The sequence below is a fragment of the Nonomuraea sp. NPDC050783 genome (assembly GCF_040802095.1).
Classification (GTDB): Bacteria; Actinomycetota; Actinomycetes; order Streptosporangiales; family Streptosporangiaceae; genus Nonomuraea.
The window spans coordinates 229,989-256,802 of record NZ_JBFAHK010000001.1; the positions used below are offsets into that span (position 1 = coordinate 229,989).

A 26,814-nucleotide genomic window follows, 5' to 3' on the forward strand; every position below is an offset into this window, starting at 1 on the left:
GTGATCTGAGCCCTTGGGGCCGCCTTCCGGCGTGCCTTGGAAAGGAAGAGCCGCGCATGCGAAAGAGATTATTGGCCCTGCTGGCGACCGCCGCCGTCCTGCTGGTGGTGGCCGTGGTGAGGATGACGCCGGTCTCGGCGGTCGCCTCGGATCCGTACGCGTACAAGAACGTGCGGATCGACGGCGGCGGCTTCGTCCCGGGGATCGTCTTCAACCCGACCGAGCGCAACCTCATCTACGCCCGCACCGACATCGGCGGCGCCTACCGCTGGAACCAGTCCACCAAGTCCTGGACTCCACTGCTCGACTGGGCCGGTTGGGACAAGTGGGGCTACAACGGCGTGATCAGCCTCGCCACCGACCCCGTGCAGACCAACCGCGTGTACGCCGCCGTCGGCATGTACACCAACTCCTGGGACCCCAACAACGGCGCCATCCTGCGCTCCACCGACAAGGGCGACACCTGGCAGGTCACGCCGCTGCCGTTCAAGCTCGGCGGCAACATGCCCGGCCGCGGCATGGGCGAGGCCCTGTCGGTGGACCCCAACGACAACCGCGTCCTCTACTTCGGCGCCCCCAACGGCAACGGCCTGTGGCGCAGCACCGACTACGGCGCCACCTGGGCCAAGGTCGCCAGTTTCCCCAACCCCGGCAACTACGCCCAGGACCCCAACGACGCCAACGGTTACCTGAGCCACCGCCCCGGCGTGGTCTGGGTGACCTACGACAAGCGCTCCTCCAGCGTCGGCACCGCCACCAAGACCATCTACGTGGGCGTCGCCGACAAGGAGAACACCGTCTACCGCACCACCGACGGCGGCGCCACCTGGTCGCGCCTGGCCGGCCAGCCGACCGGCTACATCGCCCACAAGGGCGTGCTCGACACGGTCAACGGCTACCTGTACCTGGCCACCAGCGACACCGGCGGCCCGTACGACGGGGCCAAGGGCGACGTGTGGCGCTACGCCACCGCCACCGGCACCTGGACCCAGATCAGCCCGATCCCGTCCTCCTCCAGCGACGACTACTTCGGCTACAGCGGCCTGACCCTCGACCGGCAGAAGCCCGGCACGCTCATGGTCGCCACCCAGATCTCCTGGTGGCCGGACGTCATCTTCTTCCGCTCGACCGACTCCGGCGCCACCTGGACGCGGGTCTGGGACTGGACCTCGTACCCGAACCGCAGCTTCCGCTACAAGATGGACATCACCGAGAACCCGTGGCTCACCTTCGGCACGAACCCGCAGCCGCCCGAGGTCACGCCCAAGCTCGGCTGGATGACCGAGTCGCTGGAGATCGACCCGTTCGACTCCAACCGCATGATGTACGGCACCGGCGCCACCGTCTACGGCACCGAGAACCTCACCCAGTGGGACGCGGGCGGCCAGTTCACCATCAAGCCCATGGCCAGGGGCCTGGAGGAGACCGCCGTCCTCGACCTGATCAGCCCGCCCAGCGGCGCGCCGCTGATCAGCGGCCTCGGTGACATCGCCGGCTTCCGCCACACCAACCTGGACGCCGTCCCGCCGATGATGTTCACCCAGCCGCTGTTCACCTCCACCACGAGCCTCGACTACGCCGAGAAGAACCCGTCCGTCATGGTCCGGGCCGGCAACTTCACCGACGCCGACCGCCCGAACGACAGCCACGTCGCCTTCTCCACCGACGGCGGCGCGAACTGGTTCCAGGGCACCGAGCCGGGCGGCGTCAACGAGGGCGGCACGGTCGCCGCCGCCGCCGACGGCTCCCGCTTCGTGTGGGCGCCCAAGGGCGTCACGCCGGTCTACTCGGTCGGCTACGGCAACTCCTGGCAGACCGCCTCCGGTCTGCCGACGGACGCCGTCGTCGAGTCCGACCGCGTCAACGCCGCCAAGTTCTACGGCTTCAGCGGCGGCCGCCTGTACGTCAGCGTCAACGGCGGCGCCACCTTCACCGCCACCGCCGCCGGCGGCCTGCCCACCAGCGGCAAGTTCAAGGCGGTGCCCGGCGTCGAGGGCGACCTGTGGCTGGCCGGCGACGGCGGCCTGTGGCACTCCACCAACAGCGGCGCCTCCTTCACCAAGGTCAACGGCATCACCAAGTCGGTGAACGTCGGCTTCGGCAAGGCCGCGCCCGGCGGGACGTACATGGCGGTCTACACGGTCGCCACGATCGACGGCGTGACCGGCCTGTACCGCTCGGACGACGGCGGTTCGAGCTGGCTGCGCATCAACGACGACAAGCACCAGTGGGGCAACATGGGCGAGGCGCTGACGGGCGACCCGCGCGTGTACGGCCGGGTGTACGTGGGCACGAACGGCCGCGGCATCCTCTACGGCGACCGCACCGGCCCCCCGATCACCGTCACCCCGACCGCGACGGCGACCGTGACCCCCACCGTGACTCCCACCGTGACCCCCACGACCGACACCGGCTGCACCGCCACGTACAAGCAGGGCAACGGCTGGCCGGGCGGCTTCGGCGCCGAGGTGACCGTCCAGAACCGGGGCGCCACGGCGATCACCGGCTGGAAGGTCACCTGGACCTGGCCAGGCAGCCAGACGATCACCTCACTGTGGAACGGCACCGTCACCCAGTCGGGCGCGAACGTGACCGTGACGAACGCCGGCTACAACGGCAACCTGGGGGCGAGCGCCTCCACGTCGTTCGGCTTCAACGGCTCCGGCACCGCCACCACCCCCACCCTCACCTGCACCCCTGCCTGACGAGCGACCCCTGAAAGGTCCTCGCTCCGCTCGGGCGCCTTCCCCGGGGATCGTGGCTCCGCCCCGGTCCCCGGGCGAGAGGGCTTCCAGCCCTCTCGCGCTCTCCCGGACGCCCAGCCGCCGGGTGCGCCGGATCAGGAAGCCCGCCGCCTCACGGCCCAAGACGTGCCCTCAACGTCGCGAACGCAAGGCTTGAATGCCTCTTGTACTTACGAGATCGGTGACTTGCCCGGCTCGTGACCACTAAAGTTCCTGCTGGGAATGCTATGGCGCTCGGCGTGGGTCGCTGGAGAGACGAAGGTCGATGATAACATATCTCAGGCTGCAGAACTTCAAGGCTTGGGCGGATAGCGGAAGGATTCAGTTCGGTCCTATCACTGCCTTCTTCGGGAGTAACTCCTCCGGAAAGACAAGCTTTCTGCAAAGCGTGCTGCTGCTCAAGCAGACAGCGGAGTCGGCGGATCGGGGCCGCGTCTTCGACCTGGGCGGCCCGGCATCGCTGGTGAGCCTGGGGACATTCAATGACATCACCTTTCGGCACGATGCTGATCGAACCGTCGGGATCGACATCGGATGGTGTGAGGACGAGCCTTTCCAAATTCGGAACACGGAGACCGGGAGGCGAAGCGCGATCGCCGCGAGTGACCACCTCAGTCTGTCCACCCGGGTTCGCGAGATACGAAACTTCCCGGTCGTCCAACGAGTCGAGTACGGACTCGGTGATCTGAGCTTCTCGTTGACGCGCAGCAGAAGCGGCAAGGACGAGTACGCGCTGGAGTCCAATGATTACCCGTTCAAGCGCGTTCCTGGGAGGCCATGGCCACTACCTTCGCCCGGAAAATTCTACAGTTTTCCCGACCAGGTGCGGGCATATTATCAGAATGCCGCCTTCCTGTCCGACCTGGAGCTTCAATTCGAGAACCTCTGCAGTCGGATCTACTACCTCGGCCCCTTGCGTCAGGACCCCGAACGCCAGTACATCTGGTCAGGCGGCCGGCCCATTGATGTGGGCCGAAGAGGTGAACTCGCGGTCGAGGCGTTGGTCGCCTCGCAGGCCGACGGGAAGACCAACGCACGTGGATTCGTCAAGCGAAAAGACGGTCCGCGCCGTACGAGGCTGATCACCGTGGAAGAACACGTGGCCTCCTGGCTCAAAGAACTCGGACTGATTCATTCGTTCGCGGTGGAATCGGTCGACGACAGGGGGACTCTCTATCGTGTTCAGGTGACACGGTCGGCCGGAAGCACGCCTGTTCTTCTCACGGATGTCGGCTTCGGTGTCAGCCAGATACTTCCAGTACTGGTTCTGCTGGCCTATGCCCCGGAAGGGGCCACGGTAATTCTCGAGCAGCCAGAAATCCATCTGCATCCCGCAGTGCAGAGCGGGCTCGCCGACGTGATCATCGAGACGGCGAAGGTCCGCAACATCCAAGTGGTCGTCGAGAGTCACTCCGAACACTTTCTCATGCGCCTGCAACGTCGCATCGCCGAAAGGGAGATCGGCAGAGGGATAAGACTCGAGCCCGAGGACTGCCTCCTCTACTTCTGTCAGACGGATGGCGCGGCATCCACGATCGATCGACTCGATCTCGATCCCTTCGGTAACATCACGAACTGGCCTGACGATTTCTTCGGTAACCAGTTCGAGGAGGCCGCCGCCATGAACCGCGCAGCACGCACCCGAGCGATTGACGAGAAAACCGGTTGAACCATCCGTCGCGTGTCGTCATCGACACCAATGTGCTGATCGTCGCCAATGGCAAGGCCGATCACATGAGCTCCGGTTGCGCGAACTCGGCGATCGAGTTCCTGGAGCACGCCGAGAGTCGCGCGGTCGTCGTTCTCGACAGCTCCGGGCAGATTTTCGAAGAGTACGAGAGATATTGCTCGTTCAAGGGGCAGCCCGGGCTCGGCGACCACTTCTTCCTTCACCTGCACCGTCGGCAGGCAGACCCGCGCTGTGTCCAGAAGGTTCACATAACCCCTGACGGCAACGGCTCCTACGAGGAGATCCCCGACGGCTTACGAGCCTTTGACCCGTCCGACCACAAGTTCGTGGCGACAGCCATAGCGGATGAGCGGAAGTCCGTGATCGTCAACTGCGCCGACTCGGATTGGCGGCAGGCCGCGCAGGAACTGACACACAATCACATCGTGGTCATAGAAATCTGCAACGGCTGACGCGGGCCGCCGCTCGATGGCCGCATCCGGACGTTGACGCACGGTAGGGGAAGGAGCACGCTCCAGGGGCCCCGCTCCTTCTACGATGAGGTGATCGTGATGGCCGGAACCCGCCCCCCGCTGCCTGACGCCACCAGCGACAGCTTCCTGTCCGAGGCGCTGAGCGAGGCCAACGCCTACCGGGCCAAGCACCACGCGCCGCCGCTGACCCTGGACTCGAAGCTCGTCGAGTACGCCAAGAGCCGGGCGTCGTCCCGGTCGGAGTACGAGAAGCTGTCCGCCGGGCACGACGGCCTGCGCGACGAGACGGGTGAGAACATCTTCTGGGGCACCAGCTCCGGCGAGCCCAAGACCGCCGCCGACGCCGTGACGAGCTGGTACAACGAGATCGCCGACTACAACTGGGACAACCCGCCCGGCGACTTCGCCAAGACCGGCCACTTCAGCCAGCTCGTCTGGAAGGGGTCCAGCAGGCTCGGCGCGGCCCGCGTGGCCGGGCGGGGCTCCAGCGGCGCCTACGAGACGTACATCGTCTTCGTCTTCGAGACGCCTGGCAATTACGAGGGGCAGTACGCGGACAACGTCCTGCGCGCCTGATCCGCCGGACTCCTGGGCGGGTTCCGGCGGGCGATGTTGACCGGCCGGCGAGCCCGGCGCACGATCGGATGGCCAGCCGGCTGTCTGTCACAACGAGGTGATCGTGTTGGCCGGAACCCGCACCACCCTCCCCGACGCCACCGACCTCGCCTTCCTCGCCGAGGCGCTGAGCGAGGCCAACGCCTACCGGGCCAAGCACTACGCGCCGCGGCTGACGATGGATCCGCGGCTGGTCGCGTACGCGAGGCGCCGGGCGGCGTCCTGGTCGCAGCACCGGCCGCCGGACGCCGGGCGCGACGGGACCGGGGAGAGCGTCTACTGGGGCGCCAGCTCAGGCACGCCGCGCACCGCCTCCGAAGCCGTCATCGCCTGGTACGACCAGGTCGCCCACTACGACTGGGCCGCCCCGCCCGGCGACCCGGCGCGCACCGCCGACTTCAGCCGCCTCGTCTGGAAGGACACCACCCACGTCGGCGCCGGCCGCGTGGCCGGGCAGGGCCCGATCTTCTACGAGACGTACATCGTGTTCGTCTTCGAGCCCCCGGGCAACGTCCCCGGCCGGTACGCCGGGAACGTCCTGCATCCCTGACCCCCCGGCCTCCACCGGGCGGTGCCGGTCACGCGAGGGCCGAGCGCACCGCCATGAGGATCGTCTGCGGGTTCGCCGGCACCGGCGTGCCCGCGACGAGCACGGTCGGCGTCGCGCTGACGCCGCGCTCGATGGCCGCCTCGGTCACGTACGCGGTCCAGTCGAGGTAGGCGCCCGAGCGTACGCAGGCTCCGAAGTCCGGCTCGTCCAGCCCGGCCGCGCGGCCCACCTCGATCAGCTCGTCGTCGCCGAGCCCGGGCCCGCCCTCCGGCGGCTGCTCGGCGAACAGGGCACGCGCGTACTCGGCGAACCGCCCCTGGTCGGCGGCGCAGCCGGAGGAGGCGGCGGCGCGGGTGGAGTACCGGGTGGTGGACAGGTTGTCCAGGAACCCCATCGGGTGGTGGACGAGGCTGATCGCCCCGTCGGCCACCAGCCGGTCCAGCACCGGCCCCGACGACTGCTCGAACATCCTGCAGTACGGGCACATGAAGTCGAGGTAGGCGTCCACGGTGACGGGCCCGTGGCCCATGACGATCCCGTCCGCCCGGTCCGAGGCCCCGACCGGCACCTGGGCGGGCGGCCGCGGCTGATGCGCCGGCATGCTCATGGCTCGACCCCTACCCAGGGGAAAGGACGGCTCGCTCTAGAAACGGTCAAACCTGGGCACCGCTACCGCCCCAGCCACCGCCGCGCCGCGTCGAGGCAGTCCTCGGGGGTGGTGTTGAAGGCGATGGCGGCGCCGGGCGCGTGCCGCCGCACCAGGTTGACCACCCTCTCGAACAGCTCCAGCAGCGCCTCGTCCTTGCGCAGCCCGCCGCCGATCACCACGCAGGCGTGCTCCTCGCGGGTCAGCGCCTCGACGACCGCCTTGTCGGGATCGCCGCCGGGGGCCACCAGGCACCAGTCGGCCGCCACGCCCTGCTCCTCGAAGCGGGCCCTGCCACGGGCGATGGCCGCCTGGACCGGCTCAGGATCCCAGCCGTCGAGCGCGGCGGGGTCGAGACCGATCACGAGCACTCGTGCCGCTGTCACGCGTCCTCCTCGGGGAAGGGGCATACGGTCCCGCTCACCGGCCACCGGCCCGCCCGCTGCTCCGATCATGGCACGCGAACCGCGCACGCGACATCCCCACCGGGGCCGCCGGGGCGCCGGGGTGCCGGGGTGCCGGGGCGCCGGGGTGCCTGGGTGCCTGGGTGCCGGGCTATGGGGCTACCGGGCTACCGGGCCGCCGGGCTACCGGGCGAGCAGCCGGAGTCCGGGCCGGTCGGACGCGCGGGCGTGCCACCAGGTCAGCCTGTTCGCGCCGGCCAGCCGCCGCAGCGCGGCCAGGTGCCCGGCGGCGGCCTCCGCCTGGCCGGTCGCCGAGGCCAGCAGCGCCAGGTACCAGTCCACGGGACCCAGGCACAGCGGCGCCGGCGGCCCGCAGATCCGCCCGGCGTAGGGCAGCAGCGTCCCGTACAGGGAACGGCAGTCGTCCGCGCGGCCGAGCGCCGCCGCGGCGGCGGCCCGCAGGCACACGGCGGCCGGCCAGGACGAGTCGAGCGGCAGCCGCCCGCCACCACCCACCGGCCCGCCCCCGGCACCACCCACCGGCCCGCCACCCCTTGGTCCGCCACCGGCACCGCCCGACGGTCCGCCCCCGGCGCCACCCCCGGATCCGCCACCGGTGCGGCCCGTCGGCCCGCCGCCGGTGCCGAGCCCACCCCCGGTGCCGCCCCCTGGCCCGCTACTGGAGGTGTGGCCCCGTGCGCGCAGCCATAGGGTGCGCGCGTCGTGGTGCAGCGTGGGGTGGGCGTTCCTGATCGTCTCGATGAGCGGGCCGGCCTCGGCCATCGTGTCCTGGTGGTAGGCCAGGGCGAGGCGGCCGGCGGCGACGGCGGCCCCGGCATGCCACGCCCCGAGGCGCGCGGCCTGCTCGGCGGCGTCGTCGTAGCGGGCGGCGGCCTCGGTGAAACGGCCGTCGAGCACCAGCCTGCCCGCGCGCCACAGGGTGTGCTGGAAGCGCGGCCACGGCAGCGGGTGGCGGGCGAGCAGGGCGTCGCAGCGGGCGGCGGCCGCGTCGGCGCCGGCCACGTCGAACGCCGCCAGCAGGTGATGGGTGTCCATCATGGCGGCCAGCAGCTCGTAACCGGGCTCGCCCGCGGACGAGCCGCGCAGCTCCTCGCCGATCCGGGCCCGCTCGGGCAGGCGCGACGGCTGCGGGAGGGCCAGGTGGCGGGCGTTGAGCGCGCGCCGCAGCAGCTCGGGCCGGCCCAGGCGGCGGGCCAGCGCCACGGCCTCGGCGGACAGCGCGTCGCGGGCCGCCGCGTCGTCCAGCTCCCCGGCGAGCCCGGCCAGGAGCAACACGCGTTCGGGGCCGTCGGCGCCGGACAACTCGCCGAGCACGCTCTCGAAGCGACGCACCAGCGGCAGGTCCACCTCCTCGTACGGATCGCGCAGCGGCTCCAGCGCGGGCACGTCGAACGCGGTGAGCGCCCGCACCAGCAGCCCCACCCCGCCGTCCCGCCTTGCGACGGGACCGGCGGCACCGCTTGCGAGGGGAGCTGCGACGGGGACGACACCGCCCGCGACACCGCCCGCGACACCGCCCGCGACACCACCCGCGCCGAGGCCGGCGACGGCGACGGGGCCGGTGGCGCGGTCGGCGATGCGGACGACCTCCGCCCTGGCCCGGCGGGCCCCGGCCGGGTCGCCGGCCCGCAGCAGCGCGCCGACCCAGCGCAGCAGCAGCTCGACGTGCTCGGCCGGGTCGCCGCCCGAGGCGTCGTGCGCGGCGACGGCGTGCCCGAGCCAGGTGGCCGCCTCGGTGTACGCCTGGCGCAGCTCGGCCTGACCGGCCGCGGCGAGCGACCAGCGGACGGCCTCCCCGTACGCCGCCGGCCCCGCCCGCACGGCGTGGTGGGCGAGCACCGCCACGTCCGTCCCGGGCCGGGCGGCCAGGGCGGCGGCCACGTCCCGGTGGACGGCGGCCCGGCGCAGCGGCGGCAGGTCCTGCAGCAGCGCCTCGCGCACCAGGCCGTGCCCGAACGCCAGCCGTCCTCGCCTGACCTGCACCAGGCCCAGGCCGACCGCCTGGTCGAGCAGGTCGTAGGCGTGCGGCCCGAGCACGTCGCCCACGACCGCCGGGTCGAACTCGCGGCCGACCACCGCCGCCACGGTCAGCGCGCGGCCCAGCTCGCCGCGCGCGTTCATCCGGTTCCGCACCAGCTCGATCACCGACCGGGGCACCGCGACCGCGCCCGCGCCCGCGTCCGAATCCGTGCCCGCGCCCGCGCCCGCGCCCGAATCCGCGATCGCGTCCGAATCCGCGACCGCGTCCGCGCCCGCGTCGAACAGCCGCAGGGTCTCGCGCAGGCAGAACGGGTTCCCCCCGGTGCGGTCGGCCATCCGCGCCGCCGCCTGCTCGCCGAGCCGCACCCCCAGGTCCGCCGCGAGCTCCCGCACGGCGGCGGGGCCGAGGCCGGTCAGGTGTACCCGGGTCAGGTCGTAGGGGACCAGCGGGACCAGCAGGTCGTCCGTCCCGCTCCTGGACGCCACCACCAGCGTGACGGCGCCGCCCCGCAGCAGCGGGACGAGAGCGGCCAGCAGGTCGAGCGAGGCCCGATCGGCCTGCTGGAAGCCGTCCAGGACGATGACGAGCGGGCGCTCGCGCGACGCGCCCACCAACCATCCGGCGAGCTCCTGGCGCAAGCGGGGGCCGGGGCCGCCGCTCCCGAGCGGCCCGGCCAGCGCGGCGGGCGGCGGGCAGTGCCGGGCGAGCTCCTGGAAGACCTGCGTCCAGGGCCACAGCGGGGGCGGGCCGTCGCCGTCGTGGCAACGCCCCCACAGGACGGGCTGCCCGAGCCGGTCCGCGCAGTGCCCGGCGAACGCCTCCAGCAGGCGGGTCTTGCCGATCCCGCGCTCACCGCCGACCGAGGCCACCACCAGGCCGCCGGCCGGTCCGGCCCGCCCGGCCCGGCCGGGCAGCTCCAGCAGCGCCGCGAGCTGCTCGTCCCGGCCGTACAACCGGGGCACCGGCTCGGGCACGCCCGGCGTGCTCCTCAACAGCGCCGCCGTATCGCCGGCCGGCTCCAGGGAGCCGGCCTGGCGCAGGATGTCCCGTTCCAGCGCGCGCAGCTCGGGCCCCGGGTCCAGGCCGAGCTCGTCGGCCAGCAGCCGGCCCGCCCTGCGCAGCGTGGCCAGCGCGTCCGCCTGGCGGCCCGTGCGGTACAGGGCCAGCGCGAGCAGGCACCACAGGCGCTCGCGCAGCGGCTCGGCCGCCGCCTCGCCCTCCAGCTCGGTGATGACGGGCTGGAGCCGGCCCAGGTCGAGCAGGGCGCGGGCCCGCCGCTCCACGGCCACCAGCCGCAGCTCGCGCAGGCGGCTCACCTCGGTCACCGCCCACGGCCGGTCGCCGAACTCCTCGTACGGCGAGCCGCGCCACAGGCCCAGGGCCTCCTCCAGCGCGGCCAGGGCCGCCTCCGGCGCGGACCGCTCGGCCAGGCCGACCAGCTCGGCGAACCGGCCGGCGTCCACGGACGGGGCGGCCAGCAGGTAGCCGGGCGGCCGGGCGATCAGCAGCTTGGCCTCGCCGCGCCGGCCCCTGCCCGGCTCGATGGCACGGCGCAGGTGCGAGATGAACGAGTGGAGCGTCGGCAGGGCGCCGGGCGGGGCGGCGTCGCCGTACAGGTCGTCGATCAGGGTCTCGGCGGACACCACGGAGCCGCGCGCGACCCGCGGGCACCAGCAACGACGACATCCGGATAGCCAGGGACCTGGCCCCCACCTGGGACCCCACCGACTGAACCCCGGCCCGCCGCCCACCCGGCTCCGCTCTGGCCTCCCGTCCTCAGCCCTTGATGGCGCCGACGATCACGCCCTTGGTGAAGTGCCGCTGGACGAAGGGGTAGAGGATCAGGGCGGGCACCACCGCGATCACCACGATCGCCATCTTGATGGCCAGCGTCGGCGGCGCGTCCCCGGTCACGCCGGCCGTCGCCGCCGGCAGCGGGTTGGAGTCCACGACGTACTGCCGCAGGATCAGCGCCAGCGGCCACTTCCGGGTGTCGTCGATGTAGAGCATCGCGTTGAACCAGGCGTTCCAGTAGCCCACCGCGTAGAACATCGCGACCACCGCCGTCACCGCCCTCGACATCGGCAGCACGATCCGCCACAGGATGCGGAACTCGCTCGCCCCGTCGATGCGGGCGCTGTCCAGGACCTCGCCGGGGATGTTCATGAAGAACGACCTCAGCACCACCACGTTGAACGCCGACACCGCCGTCGGCAGGATCAGCGACCAGTAGCTGTCCTTCAGCCCCAGCCCGCTCACCATCAGGTACACGGGGATGATGCCGGGGAAGAAGACGAACATCAGCAGGATGCCGAACAGCAGCGGGCGGTGCAGGAACGAGCCGGGCCGCGACAGCGAGTACGCCCCCAGCACGCTCACCCCGGTGCTGACCAGCGTCCCGACGAGGGTCACCCCGGTGCTGACGAGCACGGCGCGGCTGACCACGGTGTCGGAGAAGATCTGGCGGTAGGCGTCGAACGTGATCCCGTCCGGCACCAGCACCAGGCCGCCTGCCCGGTTGACGGTGGCGGCCGAGCTGAGGCTGGTCAGGACGATCGTGTAGAGGGGGCCGAGCACGGCCAGGACGATCAGCGTCACCAGCGTGCCCTTGCCGAGCTGCCCGGCGGGGGAGGGCCGTTCCTCCCAGGGGGCCAGCCGGGCCGGCCGGGCCGGCCGCCGTGGCCGGGACGTCAGTGCGGTCATGATCGTGAGTACACCCCTCGCTCGCCGAACGCGTGCGCCACCCGGTTGGCCGCCAGGATCAGCAGCAGCCCGACGAGCCCCTTGAAGAGCCCGGCCGCCGCCCCGTACCCCAGGTCCCCGGTACGCAGCCCGGACCAGTACACGAACGTGTCGAACACCTCGGACGCCTGGCTGCCGACCGCGCTGCGTTGCAGCATGAACTGCTCGAAGCCGACGTTGAGCGCGTCCCCGAGGCGCAGGATCAGCAGCAGCACGATCACCGGGCGCAGGCCGGGCAGCGTGATGTGCCACATGCGCCGCCACCTGCGGGCCCCGTCCACGGCGGCGGCCTCGTACAGGTTGGGGTCGATGGTGCTCAGCGCGGCCAGGAAGATGATCGCGCCCCAGCCGGCGTCCTTCCAGATGGTCTGGGTGGTGATGAGCAGGATGAACGTGTCGGAGTTCGTCATCCAGTCCACGCCTTCGTGGCCGCGCTCGCGCAGGAGCTGGGCCAGCAGCCCGGCCCCGCCGAACATCTGCTGGAAGACGGCCACGACCAGCACCCAGGAGAAGAAGTACGGCATGTAGACCACGCCCTGCACGAAGGCCCGCAGCCGCGCCGAGACGATGCTGTGCAGCAGCAGCGCCAGCATGATCGGCACGGGGAAGTAGAAGACGAGCTGGAAGGCGGTGATCGACAGCGTGTTGAGCATCGCGCGCAGGAACTGGGGGTCCTGGAAGAGCAGCGCGAAGTTGGTGAAGCCGATGATCGGGCTTTCCAGGATGCCGCCGGTGTAGGGGTTGTAGTCCTGGAAGGCGATGATGTTGCCGAGTGCCGGGATCCACCAGAAGGCGAGCACGAGCAGCAGCATCGGCAGGTTCATGAGGAGCAGCGGCCAGTCCCGGCGCAGCTTGGCCTGCCAGGTGATCTTCTGCGGCAGGCTCGGCTCCCGCGCCTTGAGCGGGCGCTTGGCCGTCACGACTCCCATGTCGGGCCTTTCACGTCGAGCCTTTCACATCGAGCCTTTCACGGTCGTGCCGGTCACAGGCGGCCGTTCTCGCGCGCGACCTTCATGTAGAACTCGCGTGCCTCGTTGCCGCCCTGGTCCTGCCACTCCTTGACGATCTTCGGCCATTCCGACAGCGGGCGCTTGCCGCGGAAGATCTCCTGCATCTTGTCCTCGGTCGGGGTGACCAGGCCCGCCATCTTGGACGGCGTCTCGACGCGGATGCCGACGAACGGGTCGTTCTCCAGCAGCTTGGCGGCCTGCGTCTCCCAGTCGTACAGGGACTGGACCAGGCCCTCGTACTGGCTCTTCTCGTTGGCGCTGGGCCGGCCGGACAGGAACATGTACGTGGGCGCGACCTCCTTGCGGCCGAGCGCGGTCTGCTTGATCTTGCCGTTCTCGACCGTGTAGTGCTTGCCCTCGACGCCGTTGAAGACCAGCTCGTACTCCTGCGTGCCGAACGGCGCGGAGGTCCAGTTGGCCAGGGCCAGCAGCTCGCGGGTGCGGGCGTCGCCGAGGCCCTTCTTGATGAAGGCGAACATGCTGGCGGGCTCGTTGCGCCACATGATGGTCCGGCCGCCGGGCGTGGCCGGGTAGGGGGCGACGATCTGCTGGTCGAACTTGGGGTTGTCGGCCTGGAAGCGGCCCATGTTCTCGTGCCAGGCGCCGAGGCCGTCCCGGTAGATGATCATCTGGCCGCTGCCGAAGATGCCTTTGTTGTCGGCGTCCTTGTTGGCCACGATGTCGGGGTGGACCCAGCCGCCGGCGAAGAGCTTGGTCATGAACTCGATCGAGGCGGCCCACTCCTCGGTCTCGTACTTGTACTCCAGGGTGCCGTCGGCCTTCTTGCGCCACTCGCGCGGCGCGCCGAAGGCCCGCTGCATCTCCTGCTCCATGCCGCCGCCGAAGGCCCAGCGCTTCTTCTTCGCGTCGGTGATGGCCTTGCCGAGCGCGAGCAGGTCGTCGCCGCTCCTGGGCTGCTGGAGGCCCAGCTCCTCCAGGATGTCCTGGCGGACGAAGGTGGCGAACGGGAACGGGTCGTTCTGCCACGGGATGCCCTGCAGGACGCCGCCGAAGACGCTGTACTGCCAGGCGGCGGTGTCGTAGTTGGCGAGGAGCGGGAACTCCTTGGCCTTGTCCCCGGACAGGTAGGGCGACAGGTCGGCGAAGAGCTTGTTGGCGGCCTCGGTGAAGTGCGCGAGCTTGATCAGCTCCCACTGCGGCACGCACACCATCTCGGGCACGTCGCCGCTGGCCAGCAGCGTGCTGAGCTTCTGCCCGTAGGTGTTGCCGTCGGAGATGTTGAAGCGGACGGTGCCGCCGAGGCGCTCGTTGACGTAGTCGTAGTAGGAGTTGCTGCCGAGGCCGGGCGGCACGGTGCCCCACAGCGGGGTCATCGCCGTGACCTCCTTGCCGCTGGTCAGCGGCTTGGTGGTGACGGCCTGGGCCATGTCGGCGGGCCGGGTCAGGAAGCCGGGCGCGACGAACTCGCTGCCGGGCAGGTCGGGCTTGAGCCCGGGGATCTCGAACGGGACCCGCGTCGGCACCAGGCTCTTCAGCTTGTCGGCCGCCACGGCGGTGCCCCTGGAGACCGCCTGCTTCTCCGCGCAGCCGGCGACCAGGAGGCTCGCGCCGACCAGGCCGAGGAATCCGCGGCGGGTGGTGTGGGTGGATGGCATGGCTCGCCCCTTCGACGGACGGGAGGGCCCGATGAAAATCAGCCTAAAAGTTAGTTGGTATTCCGACCAAACAAATTAGTAGACTGTGAGCGCGGCCACAAGGGACCGGAGCGGTCACAGGTTGGTGAAGGAGGCCCACGATGCGGCATGCTTGGGTCATCTCATGGCGGGAACGGGGCTGATATTGATCACTTCTACGACCGGCCCGCAGCCGGCCGACTTCGCCGACGTACGGGCCACCAACCTCGCGGTCGTGCTGCGTTTCGTCCGCGAGCACGCGCCCTGCTCGCGCGCCGACATCGCGGCCTCCACCGGGCTCAACAAGGCGACCGTGTCGAGCCTGGTCGCCGACCTCATCGACCGCCGCCTGGTCCGTGAGACCGGCCTCACCGAGAACCGCGTGGGCCGGCCCGCCACGATGCTGGTCCTGGACGGCTCGCCCTACGCCGCCATCGGAGTGGAGATCAACGTCGACCACGTCTCGGCCGTGGCCACCGACCTGGCGGGGGAGCGGCTGCTGACCTGGCGGCGCTCGTTCTCGGCCGGCGACTCGGTCAACCAGGGGGTGGCCAACGTCGGCGCGATCGTGCGGCGGGTGATCGGCCGCATGGCCAAGGAGGAGCGCCAGGTGCTCGGCCTCGCCGTGGCGGTGCCGGGGCTGGTCGACGTCCAGGGCACCGTCCGCCTGGCGCCCAACCTGGGCTGGCGCGACGCCGACCTCGGCGGCGACCTGGCCAAGGCCCTGCGCGACCCCGGCTTCCCGATCCAGGTCGACAACGACGCCAACCTCGGGGCCCTGGCCGAGCAGCGCTTCGGCGCGCACGCCGGCGCGGCCGACCTGGTCTACCTGACCGGCGAGATCGGCGTCGGCGCGGGCATCATCCTCGACGGCCGCCTGCGCCGGGGCGGGCTCGGCTACAGCGGCGAGATCGGCCACGTCCAGCTCGACCCCGACGGGCCCGCGTGCCACTGCGGCCGGCGCGGCTGCCTGGAGGCGATGGCCGGCATCGGCGCCGTGCTGCGCGAGGCCCCCGCGCCCGCCGAGGCCCATCCGGCCGAGATCCAGATCGAGATCGAGGAGGTCGTGCGGCTGGCCCGCGCCGGCGATCCCGGCACGCTCGCCATGCTGGAGGGAGCCGGGCGCAGCCTGGGCCGGGGCGTGTCCGTCCTGGCCAACCTGCTCGATCCCGAGGTCATCGTCCTCGGCGGCTACTACGTCCCGCTCGCGCCCTGGCTGCTGCCGGCCGTCCACGCCGAGCTGGGCGACCGGGTGCTGGCCCCGGAGGCGGGCGGCTGCCAGGTCGTGGCCTCGACGCTGGGCCAGGACGCGGCCGCGCTGGGAGGCGCGGCGCGGGTGCTCGACTCCGTCGACTCGGGAAGATTGCCCGGAGGATTGTCGCGAATCCCTTGACCTTGGTCACGCGGGCGTGCACCCTTCAGTCAACCCATCGAAACGTCCGCGTAACTTCCCCAGGCCGGTCGTCGAAGCGCTTCGACAGTCTCTCGAGGGATGACCATGCACGAACCCCCCTTCCGCGACCCGACGGCTCCCCTGTCCGACCGGATCGACGACCTGGTGCGCAGGCTCACCCTCGCGGAGAAGGTCGGCCTGCTGCACCAGTACCAGGCCCCGGTCGAGCGGCTGGGGCTCGGCCCGTTCCGCACCGGCACCGAGGCGCTGCACGGCCTGGCGTGGCTGGGCCCGGCCACCGTGTTCCCGCAGGCCGTCGGGCTCGCCTCCACCTGGGACCTCGACCTCGTCCGGCGGGTCGGCGAGGCCACCGGCGAGGAGGTCGTGGCCTTCCACCGCAAGGACCCGGCCGGGGCGGGGCTCAACGTGTGGGCGCCCGTGGTCAACCCGCTGCGCGACCCCCGCTGGGGGCGCAACGAGGAGGGCTACTCCGAGGACCCCTGGCTGACCGGCGTCATGGGGGCGGCGTACGCGCGCGGCCTGTGTGGGAGCGCTCCCGAAAGGTTGCGGACCGCCCCCACGCTCAAGCACTTCCTGGCCTACAACAACGAGACCGACCGCTGCACGACCTCCAGCGGCCTGCCGCCCCGCGTGCTGCACGAGTACGAGCTGCCCGCCTTCCGCCCCGCCATCGAGCAGGGCGCCGCCGTGGCCGTCATGCCCTCCTACAACCTGGTCAACGGCCGGCCCGCGCACCTCAGCCCGCTCATCAACCAGGTCCTGCGCGCCTGGGCGCCGGACGACCTGCTGGTGGTCAGCGACGCCTACGCGCCCGGCAACCTCACCGGCACCCAGGGCTACCACGACACGCCCGCACAGGCGTACGCGCACGCCGTTAAGGCCGGCCTGGACAGCTTCACCCAGGACGACGACCGCTCCGCCGCCACCCTCGCCCACCTGCGCGACGCCCTCGACCAGGGCCTGCTGGCCGAGGCCGACGTGGACGCCGCCGTGCGGCACGTGTTGTCGGTCAGGTTCCGGCTCGGCGAGTTCGACCCGGCGACGCCGTACGACGAGATCGCCGACGGCGTGGTCAACTGCCCCGAGCACCAGGCGCTGGCCAGGGAGGCGGCGCGGCGCTCGATCGTGCTGCTGAGGAACGACGGCCTGCTGCCGCTGGCCGGGCGGCCGAAGGTCGCGGTCATCGGCCAGCTCGGCGACACGCTCATGGAGGACTGGTACAGCGGCACCCTGCCCTACTCCGTCACCGCCCGAGCCGGGCTGGCCGAGCGCTGCGAGACGATCTTCTGCGAGGCGGTGGACCGGGTGGCGTTCACCGCCGACGCCGGGCCGGTGAGCGCCGACCCCGGCGGCGGGCCGCTCAGCGCCGGCGCGGCCGAGGCGGGCGCGTTCGACCTGTTCGACTGGGGCGGCGGCGCGTACGCGCTGCGCTCGGTCACCACCGGCCGGTTCGTCTCGGTGGACGGCGGCACGCTGGTCAACGACCAGCCGGGGCCGAACGGCTGGGAGGTACGCGAGACGTTCCGCATGGAGGAGCGCCCGCGCGGCACGCTCGCCCTGCGCCACATCTCGACCGGCTGCTACGTCGGCGCGGCCGACGACGGCGTGCTGCGCCTGGTGGACGACGCCGACCAGGCCGTCTGGCTGGCGATGGAAGTGCTGAGGAGCGGCGTCGAGCTGGCCGCCCGCCTGGCCGCCGCGGCCGACGTGGCGGTCGTCGTGGTCGGCGACCACCCGCTGGTCAACGGCCGCGAGACCGAGGACCGCCTGACGCTGGCCCTCGCCCCCGCCCAGAACGCCGTGGTCACCGCCGTCCGCAAGGCCAACCCGGCCACCGTCATGGTCATCACCAGCGGCTACCCGCTCACCTGGACCGACGACGAGGTGCCCGCCGTGTTGTGGTCCGCGCACGGCGGCCAGGAGTACGGCCACGCCCTGGCCGAGGTGCTGTTCGGCGACGCCGACCCCGAGGGCCGCCTCACCCAGACCTGGTACCGCTCCGAGCAGGAGCTGCCCGACCTGCTCGACTACGACATCATCGCCTCCGACGCCACGTACCTGTACTTCCGCGGCACCCCGCTGCACCCCTTCGGCCACGGCCTCAGCTACACCACCTTCGACTACGCCGGTCTGGAGGTGTCGGTCGCGGACGGCACGGTCACCGCGCGGGTCACGGTGACCAACACCGGCGACCGGCCCGGCGTCGAGGTCGTGCAGTTCTACACCCGCCAGCAGCGCTCCCGCGTCAAGCAGCCGCTGCGCCGCCTGCGCGGCTTCGAGAAGGTCCGGCTGGAGCCCGGCGAGAGCCGCGCCGTCACGCTGGCGCTGCCGGTCGCCGAGCTGGCCTTCTGGGACGTGACGCGGGACCGGCTCGTCGTGGAGCGCGCGCCGCACCAGCTCATGGTCGGCCGCAGCGCCACCGACCTGCGGCTGAGCGCCCGCTTCGAGGTCGAGGGCGAGGTCGTCCCGCCCCAGCGGGGCACGCTGCGGGCGGCCGCCCACGACGAGTACGACGCGATCACGTTCGTGGACGAGAGCCGCGAGGACGGCGACGCGGTGCGCTCCGACGCCGAGGGCGCCTGGCTGCTGTTCCGCCAGGTGGACCTGACCGGCGTGCGGAGCTGCGTGGCCACGGCCGGCAGCGCCGAGGGCGGCGTGATCACCGTCCGCCGCGGCGACCCCCTGTACGGGCAGGTCCTGGCGACCTTCCCCGTCCCGCGGACCGGCCGGTACGACCATCACGCCGTCACGTCACCCTGCGCGCCCGCCGAAGGGGTGCACGATGTGTACGTGGTCTTCGAGAACGACGGCGTGACCCTGGTCCGGCTCGACCTCGGCCCCGCCCTCGACCCCGCCCTCGACCGCGCCCTCGACCGCGCCCTCGACCGTGACGGAGCCGGGGCTTGAGCCGGCGCGCCGTCACGATCTCCGAGGTCGCCAAGCACGCGGGCGTGGCGGTGAGCACCGTGTCGTACGTGCTCAGCGGCAAGCGCACGATCTCGGCCGACACCCGCAGGCGCGTGCTGGCCAGCATCAGCGCGCTCGGCTACCACCCCCACGCCGGCGCCCGAGCCCTGGCCAGCAAGCGCTCGAACGTGATCGCGCTGGTGCTGCCGCTGCGGGCCGGCATGCACGTGCCCGTGCTCATGCGCTTCGCCAGCGCGGTGGTGACCGCCGCCCGCCGCTTCGACCACGACGTGCTGCTGCTGACCGCCGACGAGGGCACGGCGGGCATCCGCCGGGTGGCCGCCAGCGCGCTGGTGGACGCCCTGGTCCTCATGGACGTCGAGCTGGACGACCGCCGCGTCCCGCTGCTGCGCGAGCTGGCCGAGCCGAGCGTGCTCATCGGCTTCCCCGCCCACCCAGCCGGGCTGACCTGCGTGGACCTCGACTTCCACGCGGCCGGCGCGCGCTGCGTGGAGCACCTGGCCGAACGCGGCCACGAGGAGATCGCGCTGCTCGGCGCGCCCTCGGTCGTCTACGACCGGGCCACCGGCTTCGCCACCCGCACCCGCGACGGGTTCGAGGCGGCGCTGTCCGAGCACGGGCTGAAGGGCGTGGCGCTGCCCTGCGAGGAGACCTTCGACGAGGTCTACGAGACCGTGCGCGACCTGCTGCTCGACCACCCCGGGCTGTCCGGGCTGGTGGTCCACAACGAGGCCGCGGTCGGCCACGTGCTGGCCGCGCTGCGCCAGCTCGGCCGGCGGGTGCCGCAGGACATGGCGGTGGTGGCGATCTGCCCCGACGACGTGGCCGAGCGGGCCAGCCCGCCCCTGACCTCGGTGCTGATCCCGGCCGAGGAGGTGGGCCGGGAGGCGGTGCGGCTGGTCATGGACAAGCTGGAGGGCCGTGCCGTGCCCGACTCGACGTTGCTCGCCCCGCTGCTGGCCGTCCGCAGCAGCACGTGAGCGCGCCGGCCGCCCGGCGGGTGGTACGAATTACTCATGCAAGTAAAACCCGGCGGCCACACGTTCACGGGAGCCGCCCGGCGGGCGCAGATCGTCGCCGCCACCATCGACACGATCGCCGAGCTCGGCTACAACCAGACCAGCTTCGCCAGGATCGCCGAGCGGGCAGGGCTGAGCAGCACGCGGCTCATCTCCTACCACTTCGCCGGCAAGGACGAGCTGATGGCGGCCGTGCTGGCGGAGGTGCTCGACCAGCTCGGGCGGCACATGGCCGAGCAGGTGAGCCGGGCCGGCGACGCCCGCGGCCGGCTGCGGGCCTACATCACCGGGCTGGTCGGCTTCACCGCCGCGCACCGCGACCGGATGAGGGCGCTCATGGAGATCTTCCTGCACCCCCAGGGCGACCTCAGCTCCTACGGCCCCGAGGACGACCGCGACGCGCTCGGCCACCTGGAGGCCATCCTGCGCGAGGGCCAGGAGCGGGGCGAGTTCCGCGCGTTCGACCCCTTCGTCATGGCCTCGGTGATCCAGCGCAGCATGGACGCGCTGCCGCTGCTGCTGCGGACCCGTCCCGAGCTGGACCTGGAGGCGTACGCGCGGGAGCTGGTCACCACGTTCGACCTGGCCACCCGGGCGCGTCCAGGAGACGTGGCCTAGCATCGAGGGCGTGGAATCCCTGACGGACCTGCGGACGACGGCGTTCGAGGAGCAGCGGTGGCGGTTGTTCGGGCTGGCCTACCGGCTGCTCGGCTCGGCCGCCGAGGCCGAGGACATGGTGCAGGAGGCTTACCTGCGCTGGAACCGGGCCGCCGACACCGTCGAGGAGCCCTCGGCGTGGCTGACGAAGGTGGTCACCAACCTGTGCCTCACCCACCTCACCTCCGCGCGGGCCCGGCGGGAGAGCTACGTGGGCCCGTGGCTGCCGGAGCCGGTGCTCACCGGGGGCGGCGCGCTCGGCCCGCTGGAGACCGTCGAGCAGCGTGAGTCCGTCTCCCTGGGCGTGCTGGTGCTGCTGGAGCGGCTCAGCCCGATGGAGCGGGCGGTGTTCGTGCTGCGGGAGGCGTTCGGGCACAGCCACGCGGAGATCGCCGGCGTGCTCGGCATCGAGGAGGCGCACTCGCGCCAGCTCCACCGCCGGGCCAGGGCGCACGTCGGCGAGCCGCGCAAGCGGTTCGACAGCGACGAGGAGCAGCGCCGCCGCATCGTGCGCGGGTTCCTGGCGGCGGCCGCCGAGGGCGACCTGGCCGGGCTGGAGCGGATGCTCGCCGAGGACGCCGTGGCCTGGGCGGACGGCGGCGGCGTCGTGTCGGCGGTCCGCAAGCCCGTGCTCGGCCGCGTCCAGGTGGCCCGCTACCTGCGCGGCCTCTACCGCCGGCCCGAGAGCGCCGAGGCGTCGTTCGAGGTCGCGGAGGTCAACGGCGAGTTCGCCGTGCTGGTGCGGTGGGCGGCCACCGGCGAGCTGTTCGGGGTCATGACCGCGGAGGTGGCCGACGGCCGCGTCACCACCATCCGGGTCCAGGTCAACCCCGGCAAGCTGGCCTACGCCACCGGGCAGCTCGACATGTGAGGAGCATCACACCGCGGATCCGTCACGGAACGCCGGCCTGTCCAGTTCATCTGTGGACTCGACAGGAGGAACCATGACGAACCACATCGTGGTGCTGGGCGCCGGCTACGCGGGTCTCGGCGCCGCCAAGCGCGCCGCCCGCCGACTGGGTCGCGCCGACGCGAAGGTGACCCTGGTCAACGCGGCCGACCGGTTCGTGGAGCGGATCCGGCTGCACCAGCTCGCCGCCGGGCAGCCGGCCGCCGACCTGCCGCTGGCCCGGCTGCTCGACGGCACCGGTGTCGAGCTGGTGGTCGCCCGCGTCACCGGCCTCGACCCGCGGGCCAGGACGGTGACGCTGGACGGGCCGCCGTACGAGCTGGGCTACGACGTGCTCGTGTACGCCCTCGGCAGCGCCGCCGACCTCGACGTGCTGCCCGGAGCCCGCGAGCACGCCTACACCCTGGCCACCGCCGGGGAGGCCGAGCGGCTGCGGGCGCGCCTGGCCGGCACGACCGGCTCCGTGGCCCTCGTCGGCGGCGGGCTGACCGCCGTGGAGGCCGCCACCGAGCTGGCCGCCGCCTACCCGGCGCTGCGTTTCGAGCTGTTCTGCGCCGGCCTGGTCGGCGAGGGGCTGTCCGAGCCCGGCCGCCGCTACGTCCTCCGGGCGCTGGACCGCCTCGGGGTGCGGGTGCGCGAGCGCACGCCGGTCGACAAGGTCGGCCCCGACGGCCTGCTGCTGGACGGCGGCGCCGAGGTGCCCGCCGGCACCGTGGTGTGGACGGGCGGCTTCCGCGTCCCGCCCCTGGCCGCCGCGGCCGGGCTGTCCACCGGCGCGGACGGGCGCGTCGTGGTGGACGACCGGCTGCGCTCGGTGTCGCACCCGGAGGTGCTCGCGATCGGCGACGCGGCCGCCGCCGACGTGGCCGGCCGGCGCCCGCACCGGATGTCCTGCCAGAACGCCGTCCCGATGGGCCAGTACGCGGGCGACGCCGCCGCCCGCCTGGTCACCGGCCGCGAACTGGAGCCGGCCCGGCTGAAGTACATGCTGCAGTGCGTCAGCCTCGGCCGCCGCGACGGCCTCGTCCAGCCCACGCACCCGGACGACCGGCCGCGCGAGAGGGTGATCACCGGGCGGGCCGCCGCCCTGGTGAAGGAGAGCATCGTGCGCAGCACGATCTGGTCGATGCGGCACCCCGGGCCGTACTTCTAGACCATCTCGGCGGTGATGGCCCACCGCTCGTGGTCGCGCCAGGCGCCGTCGATGAACTGGAAGTGCGGCGAGTAACCCTCGCGCCGGAACCCCACCCGCTCGACCAGCCGGAGCGAGGCGGTGTTGCCCGGCTGGATGTTGGCCTCCAGCCGGTGCAGCTCCAGCTCGCCGAAGGCGAAGGGGACGAGCAGCCGCAGGCCCTCGGTCATGTAGCCGCGGCCCGCGGTGGAGGCGTAGGCGGCGTAACTGATCATCCCGGCCTGGTGGGTGCCGCGGACGATGTTGTTGATGTTGACCCGGCCGGCGATCCGCCCGGTGTCGAGGCGGCAGATCACGAAACCCTCGTGTGCGGAGCCGTCGAAGCGGCCGAGATACGCCTCGAACGCCTCGGGCGTGGTGACGGGCTCGCCGGGCAGCCACGGGCGGTGCAGGTCACGGCTCTCGGCGTTGAGCGCCAGGATCTCGGCCGCGTCGGCCATCGTGAGGTAACGGAGGCCGACACGGCCGCCCCGCGCCAGGTAGATCACCCGGCCGATCCTACGCACGCCAGAACCGCAGCCTGAACAGGTGCCCCCGCACCGCGTCGCGCGGGAACTCCGGCCGCCGGTCGTTCTCCAGCAACAGGCAGGAGACCCGCACCGGCCACCCGCCCGCGCGGCCGTCGCCCAGCGGTCGGTCTCCAGGACGAAACCGTTGTCGCCCGCAGCGAAGTCGTCGTTCACCTCTACGGACGGCCACTCCTGGTCCCAGGGCAGCGTGTCGCCTTCGTCGTAGGCCCCCACGTCCGACACCAGCAACCGCCCGCTCTCGGCCCGGATGTCGTCGAGGAGATGCGCGATGAGCTCCGCCATGACCCCGCATCCAAGCAGGCGGGTACGACAAGAACGCGGAACGCCCCTCGCGGAGAGCTCCGCGAGGGGCGTGCGCGCAGGCAGAGAGGTGCTTACCAGTCGCCGCCGCCGAAGTCACCGCCGCCGAAGTCGCCGCCTCCGCCGAAGTCGCCGAAGCCGCCGCCACCACCGAAGTCGCCACCGCTGCCGAAGTCACCGCCGCTGCCGAAGTCGCCCCCGGCGTCGGCGTAGCCCTCCGCGTAACCGGCGCCGTAACCGCCGTAGCCCCAGCCGCCGCTCAGCATGCTGCCCATCATGGTGCCGAGGAACATGCCGGTCATGACGTCGCCGAAGCCGCCGTAGTAGCCGTAGGCGTACGGGGTGTAGGCCGGGCCCGCGTCGTAGTAGGGGCGGCGCTGGCCGTCGACCATGACCTCGCGCATCTGCGGGTCGAAGCCGCGCTCCACGGCCTCGGCGTCCATGCGGCAGGCGGGCACGTCGCGCACCGCGCCGCCGGGCGGGGCCCAGCGCACGTCGCGGACGGACGGGCCGTGCTGCGGGTTGAAGAAGCAGGGGGCGCGCCGCTCGGGCACCGGCTCGTTGCTGACCTTGGCCTTGACCACGGCCAGCGCGTAACGGCCGTCCTCCAGGGTCTGGGTGACCTCGCGCACCTGGTCGGCGCGCTGCACCGCGGCGAGCTGGGTCTTGGCCTTCTCGTAGGAGTCGAGCGCGGTCTGCCACTCCTGGATGTGCTGGCCGCCCTCGCCGGCGAGCTTGACGTCGGTGTCGAGCGCGGTGATCTCCTCGCCCAGCTTGGTGACGTCCTCGTCCACGGTCTGCTTGACCGCGGCGAGGTCCTTGGCCTCCTGGAGGGCGCGCTTCTTCTTCTTGTTGCTGGAGTAGAGGAAGTAGCCGCCGCCGCCGACCAGCGCGAGCACGCCGAGGCCGACCAGCGCGGCGGTGCCGCCGGCGCCCGGGTTGGCCTGGCTGCCGTTGTCGAGGGCGTTGCGGTCACCGGCCACGGCCATGTCGACGCGGTTGACGAAGTCCTTCATGCCGTCGGCGACGTTGCTGTTGGCGTCGGTGGCGCGCACGGCGAGCTGGCCCGCGAGGCCCTGCGGCATGGCGTTGGAGCCGGCGAACAGCGTCATGCCGTCCAGCACCGCGATGGTGGCCCGCGGCCGCCCGGCGTCGGACAGCGCCGAGGACAGCTGGCTCATGTAGGAGCCGATGCTGGACTTGTCCACGGTGCCGTCGGGCAGGGCCACGGCGTAGACCTTGGTGTCGGCTCCCTTCAGCGCGTCATTGATCTCACTCTGCTGGTCCGACGTCAACGGCGATCCGGGCACCGTGTAGAGCGGGGCCTTCTTCCAGTTGGACACGACCGTCTGGGCGTCAGGGGGAGCCGCCGCGTTGGCGGCAGGGGACAAGGCGAACACGACGATGAAACCGGCGATCAGAGCCGCGATCGCGGCCCCTGCTCGGCGCAGCGAATGGGTCATTGGCAGCAAGCCTCCTTCGCCCATGAGGACGAACGGGCGGTCGGCAAAGTTCCTCACTGCGCACGCTACCCACTGGAAAGCACGGTGGTGCATCCCCCCGGTAAAGATCCTGGAGCCGGACCGGGCCCGCCCTCAGGCGTCCTTGATCTCGCAGATGACCGCGCCCGAGGTCACCGGCTGCCCGACGGCCGCCGTCAGGCCGGTCACGGTGCCGGACTTGTGCGCGGCCAGGGGCTGCTCCATCTTCATGGCCTCCAGCACCACGATCGTGTCGCCCTCGGCCACCGTGTCCCCGTCGCCGGCCACGACCTTGACGATCGTGCCCTGCATGGGGCTGACCAGGGCGTCGCCGCCCACCGACGGCTTGCGGGCCCCGCCGCGGGCGCGCTTCTGCGGCGCCGCGCCCGTGTTGTTCGCCGAGGGCGTAGCGGCGGCGCCGAGACCGGCGGGCAGGACGACCTCCAGCCGCTTGCCGCCGACCTCCACGGTCACCGTCTCGCGCGCGGCCTCCACGCCCGCGGCCACCGGCTCATGGTACGGCTCGACCGTGTTGTCCCACTCGGTCTCGATCCACCGCGTGTGGACGGAGAACGGCTCCCCGGCGAACGCCGGATCCGTCACGACGGCCCGGTGGAACGGCAGCACGGTCGGCATCCCGGCGATCTCGAACTCCGCCAGCGCCCGCCGTGAGCGCTCAAGGGCCTCGCGCCGGGTGCGCCCGGTGACGACGAGCTTGGCCACCAGCGAGTCGAACGTCCCCGGCACCGTCATCCCCGCCTCGTAGCCCGCGTCCAGCCGCACGCCGGGCCCGGAGGGCACGCGCATCGAGGCCAGCGTGCCGGGCGCGGGCAGGAAGTTGCGGCCGGCGTCCTCGGCGTTGATCCGGAACTCGATGGAGTGGCCGCGCAGCGGCGGGTCGTCGTAGCCCAGCGCCTCCCCGTCGGCGATGCGGAACATCTCGCGCACCAGGTCGAGGCCGGAGACCTCCTCGGTGACCGGGTGCTCGACCTGCAGCCGGGTGTTGACCTCCAGGAAGGAGATCGTGCCGTCCTGGCCGACCAGGAACTCGCACGTGCCGGCCCCTACGTAGCCCGCCTCGCGCAGGATGGCCTTGGACGAGGCGCGCAGCAGCTCCTCCTGCTCGGCGGACAGGAACGGCGCCGGGGCCTCCTCGACCAGCTTCTGGTGGCGGCGCTGGAGGGAGCAGTCGCGGGTGGAGACCACGACCACGTTGCCGTGGGCGTCGGCCAGGCACTGGGTCTCGACGTGCCGGGGGCGGTCGAGGTAGCGCTCGACGAAGCACTCGCCCCGCCCGAACGACGCCACGGCCTCGCGCACCGCCGACTCGTACAGCTCGGCGACCTCCTCCAGCCGGCGGGCGACCTTGATGCCGCGCCCGCCGCCGCCGTACGCCGCCTTGATCGCGATCGGCAGCCCGTGCTCCTCGGCGAAGGCCACGACCTCCTCAGCGCCGGACACCGGGTCCTTGGTGCCGGCCACCAGCGGCGCGCCCACCTTCTGGGCGATGTGCCTGGCCTGCACCTTGTCGCCGAGCGCGGCGATGGCGGCGGGCGGCGGGCCGATCCAGATCAGGCCGGCGTCGATGACCGCCCGCGCGAACTCGGCGTTCTCCGACAGGAAGCCGTAGCCGGGATGCACGGCGTCGGCGCCGGCCCGGGCGGCCACGTCGAGCAGCTTGGCGATGTCGAGATAGGTCTCGGCGGGCGACTGCCCGCCCAGCGCGTACGCCTCGTCGGCGACCCTGGCGTGCAGGGCGTCGAGGTCCTGGTCGGCGTAGACCGCCACGCTGCCGATCCCGGCGTCCTTGCACGCCCGGGCCACTCGCACGGCGATCTCGCCGCGGTTGGCGATCAGAACCTTCCGCACCGAC

20 protein-coding genes are annotated in these 26,814 nt (G+C 72.2%); 11 read left to right on the top strand and 9 right to left on the bottom strand.

What is annotated here, in order from left to right:
* The first annotated feature begins 56 nt into the window (after positions 1–56).
* From AB0H75_RS01115 to AB0H75_RS01135, 5 genes are all read left to right on the top strand, one after another.
* A complete protein-coding gene (locus tag AB0H75_RS01115) occupies positions 57–2,705 on the top strand; it encodes a cellulose binding domain-containing protein (RefSeq protein ID WP_367788006.1) in 2,649 nt (882 codons plus the stop codon).
* A gap of 427 nt (positions 2,706–3,132) precedes the next feature.
* Positions 3,133–4,413, top strand: a complete 1,281-nt coding sequence (locus tag AB0H75_RS01120; RefSeq protein WP_367788008.1) for a DUF3696 domain-containing protein — start codon at positions 3,133–3,135, stop codon at positions 4,411–4,413.
* The gene (locus AB0H75_RS01125) at positions 4,410–4,886 is read left to right on the top strand and encodes a hypothetical protein (RefSeq protein ID WP_367788010.1); all 477 of its coding nucleotides are present in this window, start codon (positions 4,410–4,412) and stop codon (positions 4,884–4,886) included. Before AB0H75_RS01120 ends, AB0H75_RS01125 begins: the two co-directional genes overlap by 4 nt.
* A gap of 99 nt (positions 4,887–4,985) precedes the next feature.
* Positions 4,986–5,483, top strand: a complete 498-nt coding sequence (locus AB0H75_RS01130) for a CAP family protein (protein WP_367788012.1) — start codon at positions 4,986–4,988, stop codon at positions 5,481–5,483.
* Positions 5,484–5,586: 103 nt separating this feature from the next.
* Complete coding sequence (locus AB0H75_RS01135) at positions 5,587–6,072, top strand: CAP domain-containing protein (protein WP_367788014.1); 486 nt, start codon at positions 5,587–5,589, stop codon at positions 6,070–6,072.
* 28 nt (positions 6,073–6,100) lie between these two features.
* Here the strand turns inward: AB0H75_RS01135 and AB0H75_RS01140 are convergent, their stop codons facing one another.
* From AB0H75_RS01140 to AB0H75_RS01165, 6 genes are all read right to left on the bottom strand, one after another.
* On the bottom strand, positions 6,101–6,679 hold the full coding sequence (locus AB0H75_RS01140) for a DsbA family protein (protein WP_367788016.1): 579 nt from the start codon (positions 6,677–6,679) through the stop codon (positions 6,101–6,103).
* A gap of 62 nt (positions 6,680–6,741) precedes the next feature.
* Positions 6,742–7,104 (bottom strand): hypothetical protein, encoded by a 363-nt coding sequence (locus AB0H75_RS01145; protein ID WP_367788018.1) that lies wholly within the window; start codon positions 7,102–7,104, stop codon positions 6,742–6,744.
* A 201-nt stretch (positions 7,105–7,305) separates the two neighbouring features.
* Positions 7,306–10,767 (bottom strand): BTAD domain-containing putative transcriptional regulator, encoded by a 3,462-nt coding sequence (locus tag AB0H75_RS01150; protein ID WP_367788020.1) that lies wholly within the window; start codon positions 10,765–10,767, stop codon positions 7,306–7,308.
* A 133-nt stretch (positions 10,768–10,900) separates the two neighbouring features.
* Positions 10,901–11,827, bottom strand: coding sequence for a carbohydrate ABC transporter permease (locus AB0H75_RS01155; RefSeq protein WP_367788022.1), 927 nt, complete (start codon positions 11,825–11,827; stop codon positions 10,901–10,903).
* Positions 11,824–12,795: an ABC transporter permease gene (locus AB0H75_RS01160; RefSeq protein WP_367788024.1), complete on the bottom strand. Its 972-nt coding sequence runs from the start codon at positions 12,793–12,795 to the stop codon at positions 11,824–11,826. Before AB0H75_RS01160 ends, AB0H75_RS01155 begins: the two co-directional genes overlap by 4 nt.
* 53 nt (positions 12,796–12,848) lie before the next feature.
* Entirely contained in the window at positions 12,849–14,492 is a 1,644-nt protein-coding gene (locus tag AB0H75_RS01165; RefSeq protein WP_367788026.1) for an extracellular solute-binding protein, read from the bottom strand.
* Between the two features lie 184 nt (positions 14,493–14,676).
* Between AB0H75_RS01165 and AB0H75_RS01170 the strand changes: the two genes are divergently transcribed.
* The 6 genes from AB0H75_RS01170 (at position 14,677) to AB0H75_RS01195 (ending at position 22,591) form a co-directional block, all read left to right on the top strand.
* Positions 14,677–15,903 carry an ROK family protein gene (locus AB0H75_RS01170; protein WP_367788028.1) on the top strand — a complete coding sequence of 409 codons (1,227 nt, stop codon included), beginning with the start codon at positions 14,677–14,679 and terminating at the stop codon, positions 15,901–15,903.
* Positions 15,904–16,002: 99 nt separating this feature from the next.
* Positions 16,003–18,831: a glycoside hydrolase family 3 C-terminal domain-containing protein gene (locus AB0H75_RS01175; protein WP_367788030.1), complete on the top strand. Its 2,829-nt coding sequence runs from the start codon at positions 16,003–16,005 to the stop codon at positions 18,829–18,831.
* Entirely contained in the window at positions 18,828–19,832 is a 1,005-nt protein-coding gene (locus AB0H75_RS01180; protein ID WP_367788032.1) for a LacI family DNA-binding transcriptional regulator, read from the top strand. Before AB0H75_RS01175 ends, AB0H75_RS01180 begins: the two co-directional genes overlap by 4 nt.
* A gap of 36 nt (positions 19,833–19,868) precedes the next feature.
* The gene (locus AB0H75_RS01185) at positions 19,869–20,489 is read left to right on the top strand and encodes a TetR/AcrR family transcriptional regulator (RefSeq protein WP_367788034.1); all 621 of its coding nucleotides are present in this window, start codon (positions 19,869–19,871) and stop codon (positions 20,487–20,489) included.
* 10 nt (positions 20,490–20,499) lie between these two features.
* Complete coding sequence (locus AB0H75_RS01190) at positions 20,500–21,399, top strand: RNA polymerase sigma-70 factor (RefSeq protein WP_367788036.1); 900 nt, start codon at positions 20,500–20,502, stop codon at positions 21,397–21,399.
* A gap of 73 nt (positions 21,400–21,472) precedes the next feature.
* On the top strand, positions 21,473–22,591 hold the full coding sequence (locus tag AB0H75_RS01195; protein WP_367788038.1) for an NAD(P)/FAD-dependent oxidoreductase: 1,119 nt from the start codon (positions 21,473–21,475) through the stop codon (positions 22,589–22,591).
* Here AB0H75_RS01195 and AB0H75_RS01200 read toward each other — a convergent pair.
* From AB0H75_RS01200 to AB0H75_RS01210, 3 genes are all read right to left on the bottom strand, one after another.
* Positions 22,588–23,442: a GNAT family N-acetyltransferase gene (locus tag AB0H75_RS01200; RefSeq protein ID WP_367788040.1), complete on the bottom strand. Its 855-nt coding sequence runs from the start codon at positions 23,440–23,442 to the stop codon at positions 22,588–22,590. The two genes, AB0H75_RS01195 and AB0H75_RS01200, sit on opposite strands and share 4 nt — an antisense overlap.
* Before the next feature lie 92 nt (positions 23,443–23,534).
* Positions 23,535–24,923, bottom strand: coding sequence for a hypothetical protein (locus AB0H75_RS01205; RefSeq protein ID WP_367788042.1), 1,389 nt, complete (start codon positions 24,921–24,923; stop codon positions 23,535–23,537).
* 132 nt (positions 24,924–25,055) lie between these two features.
* Positions 25,056–26,810 carry a biotin carboxylase N-terminal domain-containing protein gene (locus AB0H75_RS01210; protein WP_367788045.1) on the bottom strand — a complete coding sequence of 585 codons (1,755 nt, stop codon included), beginning with the start codon at positions 26,808–26,810 and terminating at the stop codon, positions 25,056–25,058.
* Between the last annotated feature and the right edge of the window lie 4 nt (positions 26,811–26,814).